15 protein-coding genes are annotated in these 20,776 nt (G+C 60.6%); 1 reads left to right on the top strand and 14 read right to left on the bottom strand.

Annotated features, from left to right (window positions below):
* The first annotated feature begins 173 nt into the window (after positions 1–173).
* Positions 174–794, top strand: a complete 621-nt coding sequence (locus tag A462_RS10685) for a BON domain-containing protein (protein ID WP_003212178.1) — start codon at positions 174–176, stop codon at positions 792–794.
* A gap of 227 nt (positions 795–1,021) precedes the next feature.
* On the opposite strand, the gene A462_RS10680 is transcribed toward A462_RS10685, so the two are convergent.
* From A462_RS10680 to dksA, 14 genes are all read right to left on the bottom strand, one after another.
* The gene (locus tag A462_RS10680) at positions 1,022–3,961 is read right to left on the bottom strand and encodes a DUF748 domain-containing protein (protein WP_008436847.1); all 2,940 of its coding nucleotides are present in this window, start codon (positions 3,959–3,961) and stop codon (positions 1,022–1,024) included.
* A gap of 108 nt (positions 3,962–4,069) precedes the next feature.
* Positions 4,070–5,086, bottom strand: coding sequence for a class I SAM-dependent rRNA methyltransferase (locus A462_RS10675; protein WP_008436849.1), 1,017 nt, complete (start codon positions 5,084–5,086; stop codon positions 4,070–4,072).
* A gap of 43 nt (positions 5,087–5,129) precedes the next feature.
* Entirely contained in the window at positions 5,130–6,005 is an 876-nt protein-coding gene (locus A462_RS10670; RefSeq protein ID WP_008436867.1) for an oxygenase MpaB family protein, read from the bottom strand.
* A gap of 6 nt (positions 6,006–6,011) precedes the next feature.
* Positions 6,012–7,949 carry an acetate--CoA ligase gene (gene acs / locus A462_RS10665; RefSeq protein ID WP_008436869.1) on the bottom strand — a complete coding sequence of 646 codons (1,938 nt, stop codon included), beginning with the start codon at positions 7,947–7,949 and terminating at the stop codon, positions 6,012–6,014.
* 184 nt (positions 7,950–8,133) lie between these two features.
* Entirely contained in the window at positions 8,134–9,798 is a 1,665-nt protein-coding gene (pgi, locus tag A462_RS10660) for a glucose-6-phosphate isomerase (RefSeq protein WP_003212168.1), read from the bottom strand.
* A gap of 225 nt (positions 9,799–10,023) precedes the next feature.
* Positions 10,024–10,875: a pantoate--beta-alanine ligase gene (panC, locus tag A462_RS10655; protein ID WP_008436871.1), complete on the bottom strand. Its 852-nt coding sequence runs from the start codon at positions 10,873–10,875 to the stop codon at positions 10,024–10,026.
* Complete coding sequence (gene panB / locus A462_RS10650) at positions 10,872–11,672, bottom strand: 3-methyl-2-oxobutanoate hydroxymethyltransferase (RefSeq protein ID WP_008436874.1); 801 nt, start codon at positions 11,670–11,672, stop codon at positions 10,872–10,874. Before panB ends, panC begins: the two co-directional genes overlap by 4 nt.
* A 348-nt stretch (positions 11,673–12,020) precedes the next feature.
* Positions 12,021–12,509 carry a 2-amino-4-hydroxy-6-hydroxymethyldihydropteridine diphosphokinase gene (gene folK, locus A462_RS10645; RefSeq protein WP_003212163.1) on the bottom strand — a complete coding sequence of 163 codons (489 nt, stop codon included), beginning with the start codon at positions 12,507–12,509 and terminating at the stop codon, positions 12,021–12,023.
* 4 nt (positions 12,510–12,513) lie between these two features.
* The gene (locus tag A462_RS10640) at positions 12,514–13,920 is read right to left on the bottom strand and encodes a polynucleotide adenylyltransferase PcnB (protein ID WP_003212161.1); all 1,407 of its coding nucleotides are present in this window, start codon (positions 13,918–13,920) and stop codon (positions 12,514–12,516) included.
* 711 nt (positions 13,921–14,631) lie between these two features.
* Positions 14,632–16,071 (bottom strand): sigma-54-dependent transcriptional regulator, encoded by a 1,440-nt coding sequence (locus A462_RS10635; RefSeq protein ID WP_008436877.1) that lies wholly within the window; start codon positions 16,069–16,071, stop codon positions 14,632–14,634.
* 22 nt (positions 16,072–16,093) lie between these two features.
* Positions 16,094–19,048: a sensor histidine kinase gene (locus A462_RS10630; RefSeq protein WP_023659379.1), complete on the bottom strand. Its 2,955-nt coding sequence runs from the start codon at positions 19,046–19,048 to the stop codon at positions 16,094–16,096.
* On the bottom strand, positions 19,032–19,208 hold the full coding sequence (locus A462_RS34095) for a hypothetical protein (protein ID WP_003176118.1): 177 nt from the start codon (positions 19,206–19,208) through the stop codon (positions 19,032–19,034). The genes A462_RS10630 and A462_RS34095 overlap by 17 nt, the downstream gene beginning before the upstream one ends.
* A gap of 62 nt (positions 19,209–19,270) precedes the next feature.
* Positions 19,271–20,158: a tRNA glutamyl-Q(34) synthetase GluQRS gene (gene gluQRS / locus A462_RS10620; protein ID WP_008436880.1), complete on the bottom strand. Its 888-nt coding sequence runs from the start codon at positions 20,156–20,158 to the stop codon at positions 19,271–19,273.
* An 84-nt stretch (positions 20,159–20,242) separates the two neighbouring features.
* Positions 20,243–20,677 carry an RNA polymerase-binding protein DksA gene (dksA, locus tag A462_RS10615; protein WP_003212154.1) on the bottom strand — a complete coding sequence of 145 codons (435 nt, stop codon included), beginning with the start codon at positions 20,675–20,677 and terminating at the stop codon, positions 20,243–20,245.
* Positions 20,678–20,776: the final 99 nt, after the last annotated feature.

Raw genomic sequence — 20,776 nt, forward strand, 5'->3', positions numbered from 1 at the left:
TTCGTCTTCATGCAAGTTGCACGATTCCGAAAATCACCTGTTTTCATAACGTGTTGTTTTATAAGGATTTAATTGGCCACGTCGAGTTGGCACACTGTCTGCAATATCCCTGTTAACGCTGCAGCATCAAGGTTTACATACTGCAGACTTTTAATAAAACAGGAGTTACTCGTATGAAGAAGTTCGCTCTCGCTACTGCTACCGCTCTGACCCTGGCCATGGGTGCTAACGTAGCCTTTGCTCAGACTTCCCAAGCCCCTATGACGCTGGCGGCCGGTGAAGTCACTAAGGCTAAAGAGTCCACTTCGGATACCTGGATCACCACCAAAGTCAAAGCTGACCTGCTGACCGAGAAAGGTATTCCTGGTTCGGACATTAAGGTTGAGACCAACAAAGGTGTGGTTTCCCTGTCCTCGACAGTTGCTATCTCTGACGCTCAGAAAGCTACTGCTGTAGCGATCACCAAGAAAATCAAAGGCGTGACCGCAGTTTCGGCTGACGGCCTGATGGCTGGCGGCGCTACCAAGGCTGATAACGTCGACAAAACCAAAAGCGCAGCTGCTGGTGCCAAAGAGTCCACCTCGGACACTTGGATCACCACCAAAGTGAAAGCTGACCTGGTAACCGAGAAAGGTATTCCTGGCACCGACATCAAAGTCGAAACCAACAAAGGTGTAGTTTCCCTGTCGTCGACCGTCGCAGTGACTGAAGCGCAGAAAACCACCGCGGTGAACATCACCAAGAAAATCAAAGGCGTTAAAGCTGTATCGGCCGACGGCCTGAAAGCAGAGTAACGCTTAACGAATCGCCTGAGCTAGGCGGAGGCGGCCACGAGCGAGTCTAGTTATCCGCTCAATGCACCTCACAGGTTCATGCGACCGACCACACGGATGTGGTCATTACAGGCCCCGGCACTTGTGTCGGGGCCTGTTCTATTGTGGGTAGAAAAGTGGGGAGGTCAGCGAGGCTCTTGTGGCGAGGGGGCTTGCCCCCTCGCCACAGGTGCTCAGCGGGTGCCGGTTTATTCGGCATCCAGATGCATCGGTGTTACCACCCGACCATCTTTCTCCGCTTCCCCAAGGTTTGCATCGATAAAGTAAACCCGCTCATCTTCCAGCTGCGCCTTGTCTACCAGGTAGTCCTTGATCGCGCTGGCGCGGTCCTGGCCCAGTTGGCGCAGCAACACGTCACTGCCACTCCAGAACTTGATCACACCGTCCCGCAGCTTGGCGGTGCGCTCGTCATTGCTCAGGTCTTTCCATTCGGCCGGAGGCTGTTGTTTCAGGCGGGTGCGGTAGATGCCTTCCAGCAGCGGCGCCTTTTCCTTTTCCGGTACTTCGAGCAGCGACGCCTGGGCCGGCACCTTGTCGCCACGGCGCTGGAGGATCTTGTAGTAGTTGTACTGGTATTCGCGTTCCAGCCGTTGTGCGGCCAAAAGCGGGCCGTCACTGCTGGCAGCGGCGGTGCCTTCGATCTCCAGGCGCAGCGCAGGGCGCTCCTTGAGGGCTTTGGCCAGGCTGTCGAGGGCCGACTGGGAATCCTTGCTCAGCTCGCTGGAGCCTGCGGCAAACGACACGTTGCCAAGGTCTTGAGCACCACCACCGCTGATCAGGCCGCCAATGAACTTGAATGGCGCCGTGGCCGCACGCACTACCAGGTTGCGCAGGGTCTGCCAGACAATCGGCATGACGCTGAACTGCGGGTTGTTCAAGTCGCCGGTCACCGGCAGTTCGATCGAGATCTTGCCGTCGGAGTCCTTGAGCAGGGCTATCGCCAGGCGAATCGGCAGGTCCACGGCGTCGGCGCTGTCGACCTTCTCACCCAGTTGCAGTTGCTCGACCACCACCTTGTTTTCGGCCTTCAACTGGCCCTTGGTGATGACGTAATGCAGGTCAAGGTTGAGCCGACCCTTGCGGATGCGGAACCCGGCAAACTTGCCCGAGTATGGCGTCAGGGTGGTCAGTTCGACGCGTTTGAAGCTGGTGGCGATATCCAGTGCGGCCATCGGGTCAAACGGATTCACGCTGCCCTTGATGGTGACCGGTGCATAACGGTCAACCTTGCCCTTGACGTCGACGCTCGCCGGTTTGGCCTGGCGACTGTCAATGGTGCCGATCTGGCCGTTGAGCTGCTGGATGGCCGTGGCGAAGTTCGGGGTCAGGCTGAAGTCGGCGAAGTTGGCCGAGCCGTCGTTGATCGCAATTTGACCAATATGAATGCCCAGGGGCTTCTCTTTGCTGGCCGCTGGTTTCGCCGCGGACTTGCCGGGGCTGTTGGCCGGCTGCGGGATCAGCAGGTCATCGATGTTGGTGGTGCGGTCATCGTTGATCATGAAGCGCGCATAGGGCTGCAACAGGTTGACCTTGTCGATCGACAGGCTGTCGCCATGTTGATAATTCACGCCTTCCAGCACCAGGCGCTGCCACTTGAGGAAGTCGCGGGTCTTCATGGTGTCCAGGGTGTGCAACTGGTCGACCTGGGCCCGGCCGGTCACCTGGAATGCCAGGGGGTCGGTGCTTTTCAGGTTCACGTCGAGGTTGCTGCCGAGCATGCCGCTACGCAGTTCCAGGCGGATAAACGGGCTGATATAGGACTGGGCGACGCGCAGGTCGATGTCTTTGGTGTCCACTTTCAGCTTGGCGCTGACCGGGCTCAGGTTGACCTGGCCGGTCGCCTCGAGCTTGCCTTGTTTGCCTACGCCGGTATCGAGCTTGAGGGTAAACGGGCTCTGGTTAAGGCTGTCGAAACCCTGCAGGTCAAGGTTCAGCGGCCCGACTTCCAGGGCGACTGCCGGTTTGGCCGAGCGGTCAGCCAGATGTACTTGATAGTCGCGCAGTTGCACGTCCTTGAGCAGCACTTGCCAAGGCTTGCTCGGCGCTGCCGGTGCAGGTTTTGGCGAGTCGGCGGTAGCGGGTGCGGTGGCTGGCTCGGCTGCGGGTGCAGTTGCAGGTTTGCTCGGTTGGCTGGCAAACAGCTTCTGCCAGTCCAGCTGGCCGTCGGCTTCAAGGGCGGCCCAGGTTTCGAGTTTATTACTGCGGATCTTGCCGACGATCACTTGCTGTTTGGCCAGGTCCACGGTGGTTTCGCTGACGTCCAGCTTCTGCAGGCGCGCGAGCGGCCGGCCATCCGGTGCCTTGATCGCAAACGGCGCGACACTCAGGGCGACGTTGGTCAGGTTCAGCTCGGTTTCCTTGGCCAGGCTCAGCTTGTAGTCGGTGCTGAAGTTGAGGATGCCGTCTTCCAGAACCAGCGGCACCGCGTCACGCACATACGGCCACCAGACTTTCATCTTGCCGTCGGTAACCTTGAGTTTGCCCTCGGAGGCGATCGGGATCAGGCTGAAGTTACCGGTCCAGTCGATCTGGCCGCCTTCAGGGCCGGCTGCTACCAGGGTCATGTCGGCGTTGTCATCGGGCAGCGTGCTGAGGTTTTTCAGCTCGAAATCGAGTTTGTCGTAGAGAAACTCGATCGGCTCGCTCGGGCGCAAATCCTGGAAGTGCACATAGCCGCCTGCCAGCTTGATGTTATCGATGCGCAGCGGAAATGGCTTGGCGTTTGGATCGGTTGGTGTCGGTTCGCTGGCCGGGAGTTTGAACAGCTGCGCCAGGTTGAGCTGGCCGGATTTGTCGAACAGCAGCTCGGTCTTGGGCTTGTCGAGTTGTACGTCGGCCAGGTGCAGGGCGCGGGTCCACAGGCTGTCGATCTGCAGGTTGGCATAGAGGCGTTCAAAGGCCACTTGCTCCTTGCCCGGCTCACCGATATTCAGGCCCCACACGGTCAGTTCGAGGCTGAACGGGTTGAGCTCGATACGCTCGACACGCGCCGGCACCGTGGCGTAGTTGGCCAACTGTTGGTTGGCCACGCGAAGGGCAATGCCGGGGAGAATCAGGAAGCCCAGCAAGCTGTACAGGGCAAGGGCGGTCAGCAAGGCGCCAGCGGCGCGAATCAATCCTTTGGGCATATGTGACGCCATCTATGTCAATCAAGAGTGCCTTGGAGTATGGCACGGGTTTACGGTTCCGAAGAGCCGGGCCTTTATTACTGCGCCCTGACCCTTTTGGGACAAGTCCTACAGTTGCAGGATCAGGGTCTTCAGCGGTGGTTGCTGGTCGTGGGACGGGAAGTCTGCGCCGGGTGTCATGACCTGCCAGTCGCGCACCGGGCGCCCGGCCTTTTCCGCACAGCGCAGGACCTGGTCACGCCAGTCGTCCATGCCGACTTTCGCCAGGTTGTTGCAGCAGATCAGCACGCCGTTGTCGGCCGTGGCCAGCAGCGCCGGCTTGAGCAGGCTCTGGTAGTCGCGCAGCAGGTCGACGGTACCGAAGGCGCTCTTGGCCCAGGCGGGTGGGTCGAGCAGTACCAGATCGTATTGATGCTGCTCCAGGCGCGGGTAACTCGGCAGCTTCTGCCCCCGACGCTGGCTGATGGGCAGGCCGGCCAGTTGGCGGATTGCCGGGAAGTAGTCGGACTGGATGAATTCCATCGTCGGCAATTGCGGGTTGAGCTGGCCGTTTTCGCGACCGACCGCCAGGTTGCCCTCGGCAAAGTCCAGGTTGCACACCTCACGAGCGCCACCGGCAGCGGCGCTCAGGCCTACGCCGCAGGTGTAGGCAAACAGGTTCAGCACGCTTTTGCCGGCGCTGTGTGCCATGACCCAGCCACGGGTGTTGCGCAGGTCCAGGAACAACAGCGGGTCTTGCCCGGCATGGCGGCCGCGCACGCGGTAATTGAGGCCCCATTCGTGGCCGACCAGGTCTTCCAGGGCTGCGGGCTCGGCGCGGTACACCGTGTCTTCACGGTCGATGCGCGAGTTGCCCCGGGAGCGGTCGTTGTAGACCAGCAGCAGTTCAAGCCCCAGGTGCTGGTTGATTGCTTGATGCAGGTGCAACAAGTCGTCACTTTCCAGCGACTGGTGAAAACTCTGCACCAGCAGTTGTGGGCCGTAGCGGTCGATCGTCAGGCCGCCGGCGCCTTCCTGGCTGCCGTGGAACAGGCGATAGCAATCGGTACCTTGTGCATGCAACTCGGCGAGCAGGTCCTGGCGATGATCGAGGGCGGCGCGCAGCGCCTGATTCAAGGAAGACATAGTGCGCGCCTTGCAGAGTAATTGGGGCGCGGGAGTTTAACAGTTATGGCTCCAGCAGGCCCATTCGCCTGTGGGCCCGCTGCACCGAACCATTGCGCATGGCCCAGCGCAACAACGGCGCGCTGCGCCTGACCCCGGCACGAATCATCTGGCGCTGGATCGGGCTTTGCTTCTGCCCGAGCATGTCGCTGGCCCAGTCCGGCAGCAGGTCGATACCGGCCTGCATCATCAGCGAGCCAAACGGCTTGGCCAGGGTGCTGGGAGACGGCGCATTGAGCAGCAGGCGCAGGACTTCGTGGCTGCGCTGGTCACACAGCAGTTGCGGACGGATACGCTCAAGGTAATCGGAAATTTCCTGGCGCGAACGCGGCACATGGCGCGCGCCCAATTGCTCGGCCACCAGGGCGATTTCGCTGTAGTACCGGTCTTGATCCCTCGGAGATAAATCCGGGTTGCGATAACGCAGGTGGGCCGCGAGAAAGTTGCTGACCTCCGCCACATGCACCCAGGTCAGCAACTCGGGATCACTGGCGGCATACGGTCGGCCGTCCGGTGCATGGCCGACCACTTGCAGGTGAATGGTGCGCACTTTCTCGATCAGCCATTCGGCGTCACGCCGCGAACCAAACGTGGTGCCGGAAATGAACTGCGAGGTGCGTCGTAACCGCCCCAGCATGTCCTGCCGAAAGTTCGAGTGGTCCCACACGCCGGCCAACGCCAGCGGGTGCAATGCCTGCAACATCAACGCGCTGATGCCGCCGATCAACATGCTGCTGAAGTCGCCATGGACCTTCCAGCTCACCGAGTTCGGCCCAAAGAGACCCGGATCGCCCTTGGGGTTCTCCAGGTCGAGTTGGCCCAGCGACAAGCCGGTCAGGCTCATCAGCTGGTTTTCGATGCGGCTGCGAATGAATTCCATGGGTTCCTAGCGGTTGAGGCGCTTGTCGATCAGGCCGTCCACCACGCTCGGGTCGGCCAGTGTGGATGTATCTCCCAGGCTGTCCAGCTCGTTGCAGGCAATCTTGCGCAGGATCCGCCGCATGATCTTGCCTGAGCGGGTTTTCGGCAAGGCCGGCGCCCATTGAATCAGCTCGGGCTTGGCGAAGCTGCCGATTTCCTTGCTGACCAGGTCCAGCAGGTGCTTTTTCAGCGCGTCGTCGGGCTCGACGCCATTCATGGGCGTGACGAAGGCATAGATGCCCTGGCCTTTTACGTCGTGTGGATAACCGACCACCGCGGCTTCTGCGACCTGATCATGCAGCACCAGGGCGCTTTCGACTTCGGCGGTGCCGATGCGGTGCCCGGAAACATTGATCACATCGTCGATGCGGCCGGTGATCCAGTAGTCACCATCCTCGTCGCGCCGCGCGCTGTCGCCGGTAAAGTAGTAGCCGGGGTAGGGTTTGAAATAGGTGTCGATCATCCGCTGAGGGTCGCCGTACACGCTGCGGATCTGCCCTGGCCAGCTGGATTTGATCGCCAGCACGCCGCTGCCGGCGCCACTGATTTCCTTGCCTTGCTCGTCGAGCAGCACCGGCACCACGCCAAACATCGGCTGGGTGGCGCAGCCGGGCTTGATCCGCTGGGCGCTGACCAGCGGGCTGAGCATGATGCCGCCGGTTTCGGTCTGCCACCAGGTGTCGACAATCGGGCAGCGTTGTTCGCCCACGGCATTGAAGTACCAGTCCCAGGCTTCCGGGTTGATTGGCTCGCCGACACTGCCCAGCAGGCGCAGGCTGGCGCGGGAAGTGTTTTCCAGTGGGCCGTGGCCTTCCCGCATCAGCGCGCGTAACGCGGTCGGCGCGGTGTAGAAGATGTTGACCTTGTGTTTGTCGATCACCTGCCAGAACCGCGAGCTGTCCGGGTAGCTCGGCACGCCTTCGAACATCAGCGAGGTCGCACCATTGGCCAGTGGCCCGTACACGATATAGCTGTGGCCGGTGACCCAGCCGACATCGGCGGTGCACCAGAACACTTCGCCTTCGCGGTAATCGAGCACGTACTTGAAGGTCATCGCAGCCTGCAGCAGGTAACCGCCGGTGGTGTGCAACACACCTTTGGGTTTGCCGGTGCTGCCGGAGGTGTAGAGGATAAACAGCGGGTCTTCCGCATCCATCGGCTCGGGCGGGCAGTCGTCGCTGGCTGCATCCAGGGCCTGTTGATACTTGAGGTCGCGCCCTTCAGTCCAATTGACTGCCGCGCCAGTGCGCTGCACCACCAGTACCGTGCTGACACCCGGGCAACTGGCCAGGGCCTTGTCGACATTCTGTTTCAGCGCCACCGGCTTGCCGCCGCGCACGCCTTCATCGGCGGTGATCACCGTGCGGCAATCGGCGTCGAGAATGCGGTCGCGCAGGGCGTCCGGCGAGAATCCGCCAAACACCACCGAATGCACCGCACCGATCCGCGTACAGGCCAGCATCGCGTAGGCCGCCTCGGGAATCATCGGCATGTAGATGCACACCCGGTCGCCTTTCTTCACGCCACGGCTTTTCAGCACGTTGGCCAGGCGGCTGACGTTTTGGTGGAGCTGGCGGTAGGTAATTTTGGAAGACGTCGCAGGATCATCGCCCTCCCAGATGAAGGCCGGCTGATCAGCGCGTTGCGCGAGGTGACGGTCGATGCAGTTGTAACTGACGTTCAGCTGGCCTCCGGCAAACCATTGCGCGGCGCCGGTCTTGATGTCGGATTTCTGGACGGTCTGCCAAGGCGTGCTCCAGTCGAGAAAACGCTTGGCCTGTTCGGCCCAGAACGTATCGGGTTGCTCGACGGATTGGCGGTAGAGGCGCTGGTAGTCCTCTTGACTGAGTTGCGCAGCCCGGCGGACGGCATCGGCGGTGGGGAACGTGCTGATATCGAACATGAGGGATCCTTATTCTTGTTTTTTGCGACAAGAGGGGAGCTTTGCGACCCTCGTAGGAGCTGGCTTGCCAGCGATTGCATCACCTCGGTATTGAGTTTCACCGAGGTGTTTGCATCGCTGGCAAGCCAGCTCCTACAAGGGTCCGCTCCCGCAGGTTCAGACCCTCATTGTAGTGCTGATACCATCAACCGCGGTGACGGCCGCGGAAGTAGTTGATCAACCCCTGGGTTGACGCATCGTCCGCAGGCTGTTCTTCGGTGCCGGTCAGGCGGTTGTAGACGCCTTTGCCCAGCTCCTTGCCCAGCTCCACGCCCCACTGGTCGAACGCGTTTATGCCCCAGATGACGCTCTGCACGAACACTTTATGCTCATACATCGCCACCAGTGCACCAAGACGGCGAGGGCTGATGCGTTCAACCACAATGGTGTTGCTCGGACGGTTGCCCGGGATCACCTTGTGCGGTGCCAGCTTCTGCACTTCGGCTTCGTCCATGCCCTTGTCGCGCAGCTCGGCTTCAGCCTCGGCGCGGGTCTTGCCGAGCATCAGGGCCTGGCTCTGGGACAGGCAGTTGGCGTACAGCCACTGATGGTGGTCGGAAACCGGGTTGAAGCTGACGATCGGCACGATGAAGTCGGCCGGGATCAGTTGGGTGCCCTGGTGCAGCAGCTGGTGGTAAGCATGCTGGCCGTTGCAGCCTACGCCGCCCCAGATAACCGGGCCGGTGTCGGTGGAAACCGGCGTACCGTCCTGGCGCACGCTCTTGCCGTTGGATTCCATGTCCAGCTGTTGCAGGTGCTTGGTGATGTTACGCAGGTAGTGATCGTACGGCAGGATTGCGTGGCTCTGCGCGCCCCAGAAGTTGCCGTACCACACGCCCAGCAGGCCGAGCAGCACCGGCATGTTCGCCTCGAATGGAGCGGTCTGGAAATGCTGGTCCATGGTGTAGGCGCCGGACAGCAGTTCCTTGAAGTTGGACATGCCGATGGCCAGCGCGATGGGCAGGCCGATGGCCGACCACAGCGAGTAACGACCGCCCACCCAGTCCCACATCGGGAAAATGTTCTCTTCGCGGATACCGAAGGCCACGGCCGCCGCGTTGTTGCTCGATACGGCGATGAAGTGGCGATACAGCTCGGCTTCCGAGCCACCCTGGGCCAGGTACCAGGCGCGGGCGGCCTGGGCGTTTTTCAGGGTTTCGAGGGTGTTGAAGGATTTTGACGAGACGATGAACAGCGTGGTCTCGGCGCGCAGCTTCATGGTCAGCTCGTGGAACTCGCTGCCGTCGATGTTCGCCAGGTAATGGCAGCGCACGCCTTTGTGGGCGTAGGACAACAGCGCTTCAGACACCAGCTCCGGGCCGAGGAACGAGCCACCGATACCGATGTTCACCACGTCGGTGATCGGCTTCTCGGTGTAGCCACGCCACAGGCCGTCGTGGATGCGGCCGACCAGGTCAGTGATCTGGTTCAGCACCTTGTGCACGTCCGGCATGATGTTCACGCCGTTGACCGACAGCTTGTCACCCACCGGGCGACGCAGTGCGGTGTGCAACGCCGGACGGCCTTCGGAAGAGTTGACCGGCTCGCCGTTGAATAGCGACTTGATCGCGCCCTGAAGGTCGACTTCCTTGGCCAGGCCTACCAGCAGGTCGCGGGTTTCGCTGGTGATCAGGTTTTTCGAGTAATCGAGGAAAAGTCCGCAGCTGCTCAAGGTGAACTGGGTAAAGCGCTGGGGATCGGCATTAAAGGCTTCGCGCATGCTGAAATCCTGCATGGCTTGGCGATGTTGATTGAGCGCTTGCCAGGCGGGCAGAGCGGTAACGTCATGAGGAGTGCGGTAGTACGCCATCGCTGCGGGTTTCCTTTTTATTGCTGGGACTGCTTTTAGGACACTTGAAAGCCGGGAATGTCCTGTCTTTGTGAAGATGACAGGCTCCGGTCAACGCCAACGAAGAGCGTAGGGCGAATACATTAAACCTAGCGTGTCGATCTGTCTTGGCTTTGTCTGCGCTGTGGCCGGTACTTTTTTATACCGGCCGATCAGGCAGTGCAACAGGCGGGGTGTGCGGCGGGGTCAGTTCAGGTGCAGATGCAGGTTGTCGATCAGCCGGGTGGCGCCCAGGTAGGCGGCGACCAGGATCACCAGGTCCTTGTCTTCGGCGGTGGCCGGACGCAGGTGCAGGCCCTGGCGAACCTCCAAGTAGTCCATGCGAAAACCTGCCGCTTCGATCTGCTGGACCTGTGCGGCGCGCAGTTTGGCGAAGTCGCGGTCGCCCGCTTCAATGGCGGCGGCGATCTGGCTGAGGCTGCGGTACAGCACCGGTGCGATCGCGCGCTGCTCGTCGGTGAGGTAACCATTGCGCGACGACAGCGCGAGGCCGTCGTCGGCGCGCACGGTCGGCTCGCCGATAATCTGGATCGGCATGTTCAGGTCATGGACCATGGCGCGAATCACCGCCAGTTGCTGGTAGTCCTTCTGGCCAAAGATCGCCAGGTCCGGCTGGACCATGTTGAACAGCTTGCTGACCACCGTGGCCACGCCTTCAAAATGCCCGGGCCGGCTGGCGCCGCACAGGCCTTCGGACAGTTGCGGCACGCTGACGCGAGTCTGGCCGGCCATGCCGTCGGGGTACATTTCGTCGACGGTCGGGGCGAACAGCAGGTTGCAACCGGCTTGCAAGAGCTTCTCCTGGTCGGCCGCCAGGGTGCGCGGGTACTTGTCCAGGTCTTCGCCGGCGCCAAATTGCAGCGGGTTGACGAAAATGCTCGCCACCACGAAGTCGGCTTGTTGCGCAGCCTTGGTGACCAGCGTGGCATGGCCGCTGTGCAGGTTGCCCATGGTGGGCACGAAGCCGATGCGTTTGCCCGCGCTGCGGGCATGGGTGACGGCGGCGCGCAGTTCGCGCACGGTCTTGACGGTGTTCATGCGGAGAATCCGTGTTCGGCGCCCGGGAAGGTGACGGCTTTGACTTCGCTGACGTAGGCGGCGAGGGCTGATTGGATGCTGTCCTGGCCCGCCATGAAGTTCTTCACGAACTTGGGTACGCGGCCGGTAAGGGACAGGCCCAGCATGTCATGCAGTACCAATACCTGGCCGTCTGTGGCAGAACCGGCGCCGATACCGATCACCGGTACTTTAACGGCCTGGGTGATTTCCGCTGCCAGCTCGCTTGGCACGCATTCGAGCAGAATCATGCACGCACCGGCCTGTTCAAGGGCGATGGCATCGGCCCGCATCTGGCGCGCCTGGGCTTCGCCGCGGCCTTGTACCTTGTAGCCGCCGAGGATATTCACCGACTGTGGCGTCAGGCCCATGTGCGCGCAAACCGGTACGCCGCGTTCAGCCAGCAAACGAATCGACTCGGCGAGCCAGGCGGCACCTTCAACCTTGATCATGTGTGCACCGGCACGCATCAGTTGAGCACTGTTGGTCAGGGTCTGTTCGATGGTGGCATCGGCCATGAAGGGCAGGTCGGCAATGATGAAGGCGCCTTCGTTGCCGCGCTTGACGCAGGCCGTGTGGTAAGCGATTTCATCATTGGTGACGGGCAGGGTGCTGTCATTCCCTTGTAGAACCATGCCCAGGGAGTCCCCCACCAGCAACACTTCAACTCCTGCCTGGCTGCTGGCCTGGGCAAAAGTGGCGTCGTAGCAGGTCAGCATGGTGATCTTTTCACCTTTGAGCTTGAGGCTCTGCAAGGTGCTCAGGGTAACGTTTGGCATGAAAAGGGTCCTCATTCAGGCGCTTGGAAACAGCGAGTAACGCGCGTGAGTCTTCGTTTATACAGGCGCACTTTCTTAAGGATCAGTGCTTATAAGGCCTGGATTGCGCCCTTTAGCGCCGGGTAGGCGGCAGCGGGACGCCTATAGTCGTGAGGAGGACTCTGGAAGTCAATTGGATGTGTTACCGCATTGTTACGGCGGTGGTGTTACCGCTGTTACTGATGCGATTCAGCAGTAAATGATGCGTAGTAAATGCAGGAGCGAGCTTGCTCGCGAAGGTCGTCAATGATGACGCGGGAAGCCTGGCGCCCAGCGGTGTTCTCAGGTTTTTCGCGAGCAAGCTCGCTCCTACAGGTTTGAAGGCAGGCGTTCCAGGCCGACAAACGGGCAGGCATCCAGCAGGTCGCCGAGCAGGCGGCCATCGGCCAGTTGCAGGCTGGCCGGGGCCAGTTCTGCCAGCGGGTAAAGCACGAACGCCCGCAGGTGCATTTGATAGTGCGGCACCTTCAGGCGTGGCTCGTCGATCAGCCGGTCGCCAAACACCAGGATATCCAGGTCCAGGGTGCGCGGGCCCCAACGCTCAAGACGCTCGCGGCCCTGGTCATTCTCGATGGCTTGCAGCGCATCGAGCAGTTCCAGTGGTGCAAGCGCGCTGTCCAGGGCCGCGACCGCATTGGTATAGCGCGGCTGGCCCGGGAGCAGGGAATCACTTTGATAGAAGGCGGAGACGCCCGCCAGCGTGGTGTCCGGCAATTGCGCGAGGGCCTCGATGGCGTCGCGCAATTGTTGTTCAGGGGCAGCCAGGTTGCTGCCCATGCCGACGTAGATACGTTCCACGTGCTTACTCGCCCGACGCGCTCGATGAATCGCCAGCGCTGCGTTTGCGCTTGCTGCCACTGCTGCGGCGACGTTTTTTCGGGCCATCGCCGGTGGCTTCGCCTTTGCTGCTGAGCTCTTTGATCATCTCGCGGCGCTGGCTGTCGTTGGCGTCCTGGTAGTCGGTCCACCATTCGCCCAGGCCGTCGGTCTGTTCGCCGGCGCTTTCGCGCAGCAGCAGGAAGTCATAGCCGGCACGGAAGCGCGGGTTGTCCAGCAGTAGATCGGCGCGTTTGCCGCTGCGGCGTGGCAGGCGCTCCTGCATGTCCCAGATCTCGCGGATCGGCATGGTGAAGCGTTTCGGGATAGCGATGCGCTGGCATTGCTCGGCGATCAGCTCGTGAGCGGCTTCCTGCATGGCCGGAATTGCCGGCATGCCACGGTCTTGCAAGCGCATGACGCGTTTTGGAAGCGCTGGCCACAACAGGGCGGCAAACAGGAACGCCGGGGTTACCGGTTTGTTCTGCTTGATGCGCAGGTCGGTGTTGATCAAGGCTTCGCTGATCAGCGTGTGGGTGTAGGTCGGGTTGTACTCCAGTGCTTCGGCGCTGGCCGGGAACAGTGGGTCGAACAACTGCAGGTCAACCAGCATTTCGAAGGTGTCGGCAGCATAGCCGGAGAGGAACAGCTTGAGCACCTCTTCGAACAGGCGTGCCGAGGGGATTTCCCGCAGCATCGGCGCCAGGTCGCGAATCGGCGCGGCCGTGTGCTTCTCGATGCCGAAGTTCAGCTTGGCGGCAAAACGCACGGCCCGCAGCATGCGCACCGGGTCTTCCTGGTAGCGTTGCGTCGGGTCGCCGATCAGGCGCAGCAAGTTGTTGCGGATGTCGTGTACGCCATTGGCGTAATCGAGGATGCGCTCGCTGACCGGGTCGTAATACAAGGCGTTGATGGTGAAGTCGCGGCGTTGCGCGTCTTCTTCCAGGGTGCCATAGACGTTGTCCCGCAGGATGCGCCCGCTTTCATTGCGGGAAGACTGGTTAGTGTCTTCTTCTTCATCGTTTTGCGGATGGTTGGCGCGGAAGGTCGCGACCTCGATGATCTCGCGACCAAAGTGGATGTGCACCAACTTGAAGCGCCGGCCGATGATCCGCGCATTGCGGAATTCGGCACGCACTTGTTCCGGCGTGGCGCTGGTGGCGACGTCGAAATCCTTGGGAGTGATATTGAGCAACATGTCGCGCACGCAACCGCCAACCAGGTAGGCCTGGTAGCCGGCGTTCTGCAAACGTTCGACGATGTTCACCGCATAACGGCTGAACTGGGCGCGTTGCAGCGAATGCTGGCTGCTATTGAGCACTTCAGGCGTGCTGCGTTTGTGTTGCGTACGACGCAAGGGAGAACGGAATGACTGGAACAACTTCTTCAGCATGGGATGCACTGTTTGAAGGAATGTTCGGCCATAACGAAGAATGACCGCATGATGGGCCGGGATTCTAGCATTTAGTCAGGGGATGGTGTAGGAACTAGCTGCAAGGCTTGAGCCAGAAGCTTAAAAGAAGGGTGGCAGGTGCCAAATCGCGGAAACTACAAGGGGAGCCGAAGCTCCCCCAGAAGTAGTTGCGTGCTCTATTTTTATTATTGGTTTCGGGCTTCTTGTTTTTGTTGATCGCCCTCGCCATGAAGCTTCACCTTCATGACACTCCCAATCGGGAGCCAAGAGCAAACGGATTGCTTTGGTCGCTGTGTTGCTGATCTAAGATCCAACCAGTTCAGGCTCTGCCTTAGGGCAGTTTTTGTTGTTCTCGGCCTGGTTGCGGGGCAAGCCCCAAATGCAACGCCTCTCCAAAAGAATCAGTTAGCTGCGCCTCCGCCGTGTTGTTTTTGTTATGCGTGAGTCGATTCGTCTTATTTTTATTGTCTTGTACATTTGCTTGTTATTGTTTTTGTACTAAGCATATAGCAGGGTGCGTGCCAACTTTTGCGAGGCCCAGCAAAATAAGGGGTTTGGGGCGTTTTCGGGTTTTTTGTAGGCGAAAAAAAGCCGGGGCTTCGTTACCGTAAGCCCCGGCTTTTGTTACGTGAAAAATCAGCGGTAACAGTTTTTTCACATCTGCGGGTGTTACCTGTGGGGGCGACCCACTCAGCTTTCGCTGGCAACCCCGGTCTTGCGCCGCGGGATACCCAGGCGCTGGCGCCGTTCCCACAGGCATTTACGGCTGACGCCCAGTTTGCGCGCCAGTTCGGTCTCGGTCATGTGGTCCTGGTGCTCCAGCACGAAATGCTGGAAGTAATCTTCCAGTGACAAATCTTCCGTCGGCTCGTGGCTGTTGTTACTGCCGCCACCTTGCTGCGGTGGCAAACCGATGAAGTCATCATCATCCAGGTCGCTGAGCTCGATATCGATCCCCAGCAGCTCGGCGGAAATTTCCGGGCTCTCCGACAGAATCACCGCACGCTCTACCGCGTTTTCCAGCTCCCGCACGTTACCCGGCCAGGAGTAGTGACGAATCGCCTGCTCGGCATCGGCAGCAAACTTCAGGTCGGTACGGTTGATGCGCGCACTCTGGCGCGCCAGGAAGGCCGTGGCGATTTCGTTGACGTCGGCGCCGCGCTCACGCAGGGCCGGCAGTTTGAGAGCGATCACGTGCAGGCGGTAATAAAGGTCTTCACGGAACTGGCCAATCTTGGCCAGGCTCTTCAGGTCACGGTGAGTGGCCGCAATCAGTCGTACGTCGACCTTTTGCGACTGTACCGAACCGACGCGGCGTATTTCGCCTTCCTGGAGTACCCGCAGCAAGCGTGCCTGGGCTTCCAGCGGCAGCTCGCCAATCTCGTCGAGGAACAGCGTGCCGCCGTCGGCGGCTTCAACCAAACCCGCACGGCCAGCACTGGCGCCGGTAAAGGCGCCTTTTTCATGGCCGAACAATTCGGATTCGATCAGGGATTCGGGGATCGCCGCGCAGTTCACCGAGATCATCGGTGCCTTGGCGCGCTTGGACAGGTTGTGCAGGGCACGGGCCACCAGTTCTTTACCGGTACCGGACTCGCCCTGGATCAGTACATTGGAGTCGGTTGGCGCCACTTTGCGGATCTTGCTGTACAGGTCCTGCATGGGTGGGCAGGAGCCGATGATGCCGATTTCGCCGTTACTGTTATCAATACCGGGTTTTTCAGAACCATTGGCGGCCTTGCCCGCTGACGGGCGTTCAGCCGGTGCGCTGCTGGCCGATTGACGGTCACGCAGGATGCGCGCTACGGCCTGGAGCATTTCGTCGTGGTCGAAGGGCTTGGCGATGTAGTCCACCGCGCCCATCTTCATGGAGTCCACGGCCGAGCGCAGGCTGGCGTAGCTGGTCATGATCAGCACCGGAGTGCCTTGGCCGAGCTTGATCAGCTCGGTGCCGGGGGCGCCTGGCAAACGCAGGTCACTGACGATCAGGTCGAACGTGGGAATGCTGAAACGCTCTTGGGCTTCTTGCACCGAGCCGGCTTCGCTGACCTGGTACTGATTACGTTCAAGCAGGCGACGCAAGGCAGAGCGGATAATGGTTTCGTCTTCGACGATCAAAATGTGCGGCATTGATTCAACTCTCTCGACGGTCTCAGTTCACAGCGGACGTCGCTTCGACATGACGCGGCAAGGTCACCCGAATACGGGTGCCGCGTTGGCTTTCGGTGTCAGCCGGGCTGTCGATGGTGATTTGTCCATAATGCTCTTCAACGATGGAATAGACCAGTGCAAGGCCCAGACCGGTACCTTCACCCGGATCCTTGGTGGTGAAGAAGGGTTCGAACAATCGATCCATGATGTTCTGTGGAATGCCGCTGCCTTCGTCCTCGACGATCAGATCGACCGTGTGCTCGAAAGCCTCGCTCTTGACCCGTACTGCGCTGCCGGCCGGCGATGCGTCGCGGGCGTTGGACAGCAGGTTGATCAGCACTTGGGCCAGGCGTTGTGAATCACCGTCGACCCAGTGTTCCGGGTCGCACAGGTTGAAGAACTGTACTTCGAAATTGCGCCGGTTCAAGGCCAGCAGCCCAATGGCATCCTGGGCCACTTCGGCCAGGCACACCGCTTCGTCGTGATTCTGATGGGCGCCCGCGTGGGCAAAGCTCATCAGCGACTGCACGATGCGCGAAACACGCTTGGTCTGCTCGAGAATCTGCCCGCTGATTTCGATGATTTCGCCGTCTTCTTCGCGCTCTTCCCGCAGGTTTTGCGCGAGGCAGGCGATACCGGTGATCGGATTGCCGATTTCATGGGCCACACCCGCGGCCAGGCGCCCGATGCTGGCCAGGCGCTCGGAGTGCACCAGCTTGTCTTCGAGCATCTGGGTTTCGGTCAGGTCTTCCACCAGCAGCACCAGGCCGCTGTTGCCGGGCGCCAGTGGCTCGTCGATGGCGGCCTTGTGCAGGTTGAGCCAGCGGGTCTGGCCATCCAGCGCCAGGTGCTGTTTGTGCAAGTGTTCGTCGGGCAGGTTGATGAAGCCCTGGAGCAATTCTTTCCACGGGTCGCCAATGGTGTTCAGGCGCGAGCCCACCACACGTTGGGCGGCGATGCCGGTGAGCTCTTCCATGGCCTTGTTCCACATCAGGATCTCTTGATCCTTGGCCAGGGAGCAGACGCCCATCGGCAGTTCCTGCAACGTCTGGCGGTGATAGCGGCGCAGGGCATCGAGTTCGGCGGCAAGGCCGGTGAGGCGGGAGTGGTAATCCTCCAGCCGGCTCTCGATGAAGTGGATGTCTTCGGTCACGTAGTTTTCGCCGCCGGCCTTGTAGGGCAGGAAGGTCTCGACCATGTCCTGGGACACGCTCGGGCCCATCAGGCCGGAAAGGTTGGCTTCGATACGGTCCCGCAGGCGGCGCAGGGCATAAGGCCGGCGCTCGTCGAACGGCAAGTAGAGATCGCGCAGGGCCTGCTCGACCTCCTTTTGTGCGGCCTTGGCGCCCAGCGGCTTGGCCAGTTGCGTGGCGAATTCCTGGGGTGAGGCGGCGTGCAGTTCGCGGCGTTGCGGGCGACGGACGTTGTCCACTGCGCAGGCTTCGGCGGCGCTGGTTTCTTCGGGGCTGGCGTTGGTGAACAGCGAGATCAGGGTGAACATCAGCACGTTGGCCGCCAGCGAGGCAATTGCCGCCATGTGCCAACTGGTGTCATCCAGCACGTAGATCATGTTCAGCAGCGGGATGTAGAAGCCCTGCAGGTTGCCCACCAGCGGCAGCAGCATGGTCACGGTCCATACCAGGATCCCGGCGAGCAAACCGGCGATAAAGCCTCGGCGGTTGGCGGTCGGCCAGTACAGCACCGACAGCACGCCCGGCAGGAACTGCAAGGTGGCAACGAAGGCAACGATGCCCAGGTTGGCCAGGTCCTGTTCTGCACCCAGCAACAGGTAGAAGCCATAGCCGGCCATGATGATCGCGACGATCAGGGCCCGGCGGGTCCATTTCAGCCAGCGGTAGATATTGCCTTCGGCCGGCGGCTGGTAGAGCGGCAGCACCAGGTGATTCAGCGCCATCCCCGACAGCGCCAGGGTACTGACGATGATCAGCCCGCTGGAGGCCGATAATCCGCCGACATAGGCCAGCAATGCGAGGGATTTGCTGTTGGCTGCAATACCCACGCCCAGCGTGAAGTATTCGGGATTGGTGGTGGCGCCAAGTTTCAGGCCGGCCCACAGGATCAGCGGCACCGCCAGGCTCATCAACAGCAGGAACAGCGGCAAGCCCCAGCTGGCGCTGACCAGCGAGCGCGGGTTGAGGTTTTCGGTGAAGGTCATGTGGTACATGTGCGGCATCACAATCGCCGAGGCGAAGAACACCAATAGCAGCGTGCGCCATGGGCCTTCCTGCAACGGCGTGTGCAGTGCGGCCAGGGCGGTCTGGTTTTGCAGCAGCCACAGTTCCAGCTGTTGTGGGCCGTCGAATACGCCATACAACGCGTACAGACCGACACCGCCGATGGCGATCAGCTTGATCACCGATTCAAACGCGATCGCAAACACCAGTCCTTCATGTTTTTCACGGGTGGCGATATGCCGTGAGCCGAAGAAAATCGTGAACAGAGTGATCAGCGCGCAGAAGCTCAATGCCACGCGGTGCTGCACCGGTTCGCGGGTGAGGATGCTGATGGAGTCGGCCACGGCCTGGATCTGCAATGCCAGCAACGGCAGCACGCCGATCAGCATGAAAATCGTGGTCAGTGCACCGGCCCAGGTACTGCGAAAACGGAACGCAAACAGGTCGGCCAGGGACGACAACTGATAGGTGCGGGTGATTTTCAGGATCGGATACAACAGCACCGGCGCCAGCAAAAACGCGCCGGACACCCCGAGATAACTCGAAAGAAAGCCGTATCCATACTGATAGGCCAGGCCCACGGTGCCATAAAACGCCCAGGCACTCGCGTACACGCCCAACGACAAGGTGTAGGTCAACGGATGGCGAATGATCGCCCGCGGAATCATCCCGCGTTCACTGATCCAGGCTACCCCGAACAACGCGGCCAGGTAGGCGGCGCTGATCAGCAGCATCTCGGTCAGGCTAAAGCTCATCGGCATCTTTTTGGCTCTGCAGGATGAAAGTCACGACGATCAGAATCAGCCAAAGCAGATAGGGGCGGTACCAGGCGCCTGTGGCGTCGATCCACCAATCCATGATGGCGGGAGAAAACAGGTAGATCCCGACGACCAGCAGCAGGACCAATCGATAGATGTACATGTTGGCCTCTGATTGAAAAACTGCGGCGATGGTAACGGATGGCTCGCAAGCTGCAAGCGCCTTCAGCGCAATTGCGCTTCGGCCAGCGTGAGTGTGCGCGGGATCTGTGTGGCATCCCAGTGTTGAATGCCCCAATCCAGCAGTTCCCGTGGGCTGGCGTGGTGCATTTCGTCGCCCGCCGGCTGGCCCAGGGCGCGCAGTGCTCTTAACAGCAAAGGCGTGGCCTGGTCAGTGGTCAAGGGCGGTGAGCGGTAGGATTTGCCCAGCTTGTTACCGTCCGGCTGGATGATCAGCGGCACATGCAGGTAACGCGGTTGGCGCAGGCCCAGCAATTCTTGCAGATACAGTTGGCGCGGCGTGGAGTCGAGCAGGTCGGCACCACGCACGATGTCGGTCACACCTTGCCAGGCATCATCGAGGACTACCGCCAGTTGGTAGGCATACAGGCCGTCGCGACGGCGGATGATGAAGTCGCCTACGTCGCGACCCAGATGCTGTCGGAATTCGCCTTGTACACGGTCGGTAAAGTGGTACTCCAACTCCGGCACCCGCAGACGAATGGCAGCATCTTGCTGGTCATGCCCGGCATTGCGGCACAGGCCGGGATAAATCCCGTTGTAGGGTTCCAGTTGTTTGCGCGAACAGGTGCAGGCGTAGGCCAGGCCGTGATTGAACAGGCGGTTGAGCACTTCGGCGTAGGCATCGTGCCGCTCGCTTTGTCGGACCAACTCCCCGTCCCATTCAAAACCATAGCGTTCCAGGGCATTCAGGATGGCGGCCTGGGCGCCGGGCTCTTCCCGTGGCGGGTCGAGGTCTTCCATGCGCATCAGCCAGCGGCCTTGGTTGGCACGGGCGTCGAGGTAGGAGGCGAGGGCGGCGACCAGGGAACCGAAGTGCAGGTGTCCGCTGGGCGTGGGGGCGAAACGCCCGATATAGGAGGAGGCTGTCATGGGCCGGATATTACTGGAAAACCAGCAAACGCCAGAAACAAAAATGGGGCGTTCGCACGCCCCATTTGTCCAGCCCGGCAGTGATTACTTGCCGACCTGTTTTTCCTTGATTTCAGCCAAGGTCTTGCAGTCCACGCACAGGTCGGCGGTAGGACGCGCTTCCAGGCGGCGAATACCAATCTCGACGCCGCAGGACTCGCACCAGCCATACTCTTCGTCTTCGATGAGTTGCAGGGTCTTGTCGATCTTCTTGATCAGCTTGCGCTCGCGATCACGGGCGCGCAGTTCAAGGGCGAACTCTTCTTCCTGGCTGGCACGGTCTGCCGGGTCCGGGAAGTTGGCCGCTTCGTCCTTCATATGGTCAACGGTACGGTCAACCTCTTGCATCAAGTCCTGTTTCCACTGCTTCAGGATCTTGGAGAAGTGTTCGCGCATGGGCTTGCCCATGTATTCCTCACCCTTCGCCTCGACGTAGGGTTGGAAGCCGCTGATGCTCTGTTGCTTTGCTTGGGTGGGCATGAATGGACCGCCTCTCACTCTTCTAATCCATTGCGCAGGATTGCAACATCACCGACACCTGCCGGCCCTGCGGCTGCAAGCGGGCGAACTTACCAGATA

Origin of the sequence: Pseudomonas sp. Ag1 (genome assembly GCF_000278565.1) — a bacterium.
Lineage (GTDB): Bacteria > Pseudomonadota > Gammaproteobacteria > Pseudomonadales > Pseudomonadaceae > Aquipseudomonas.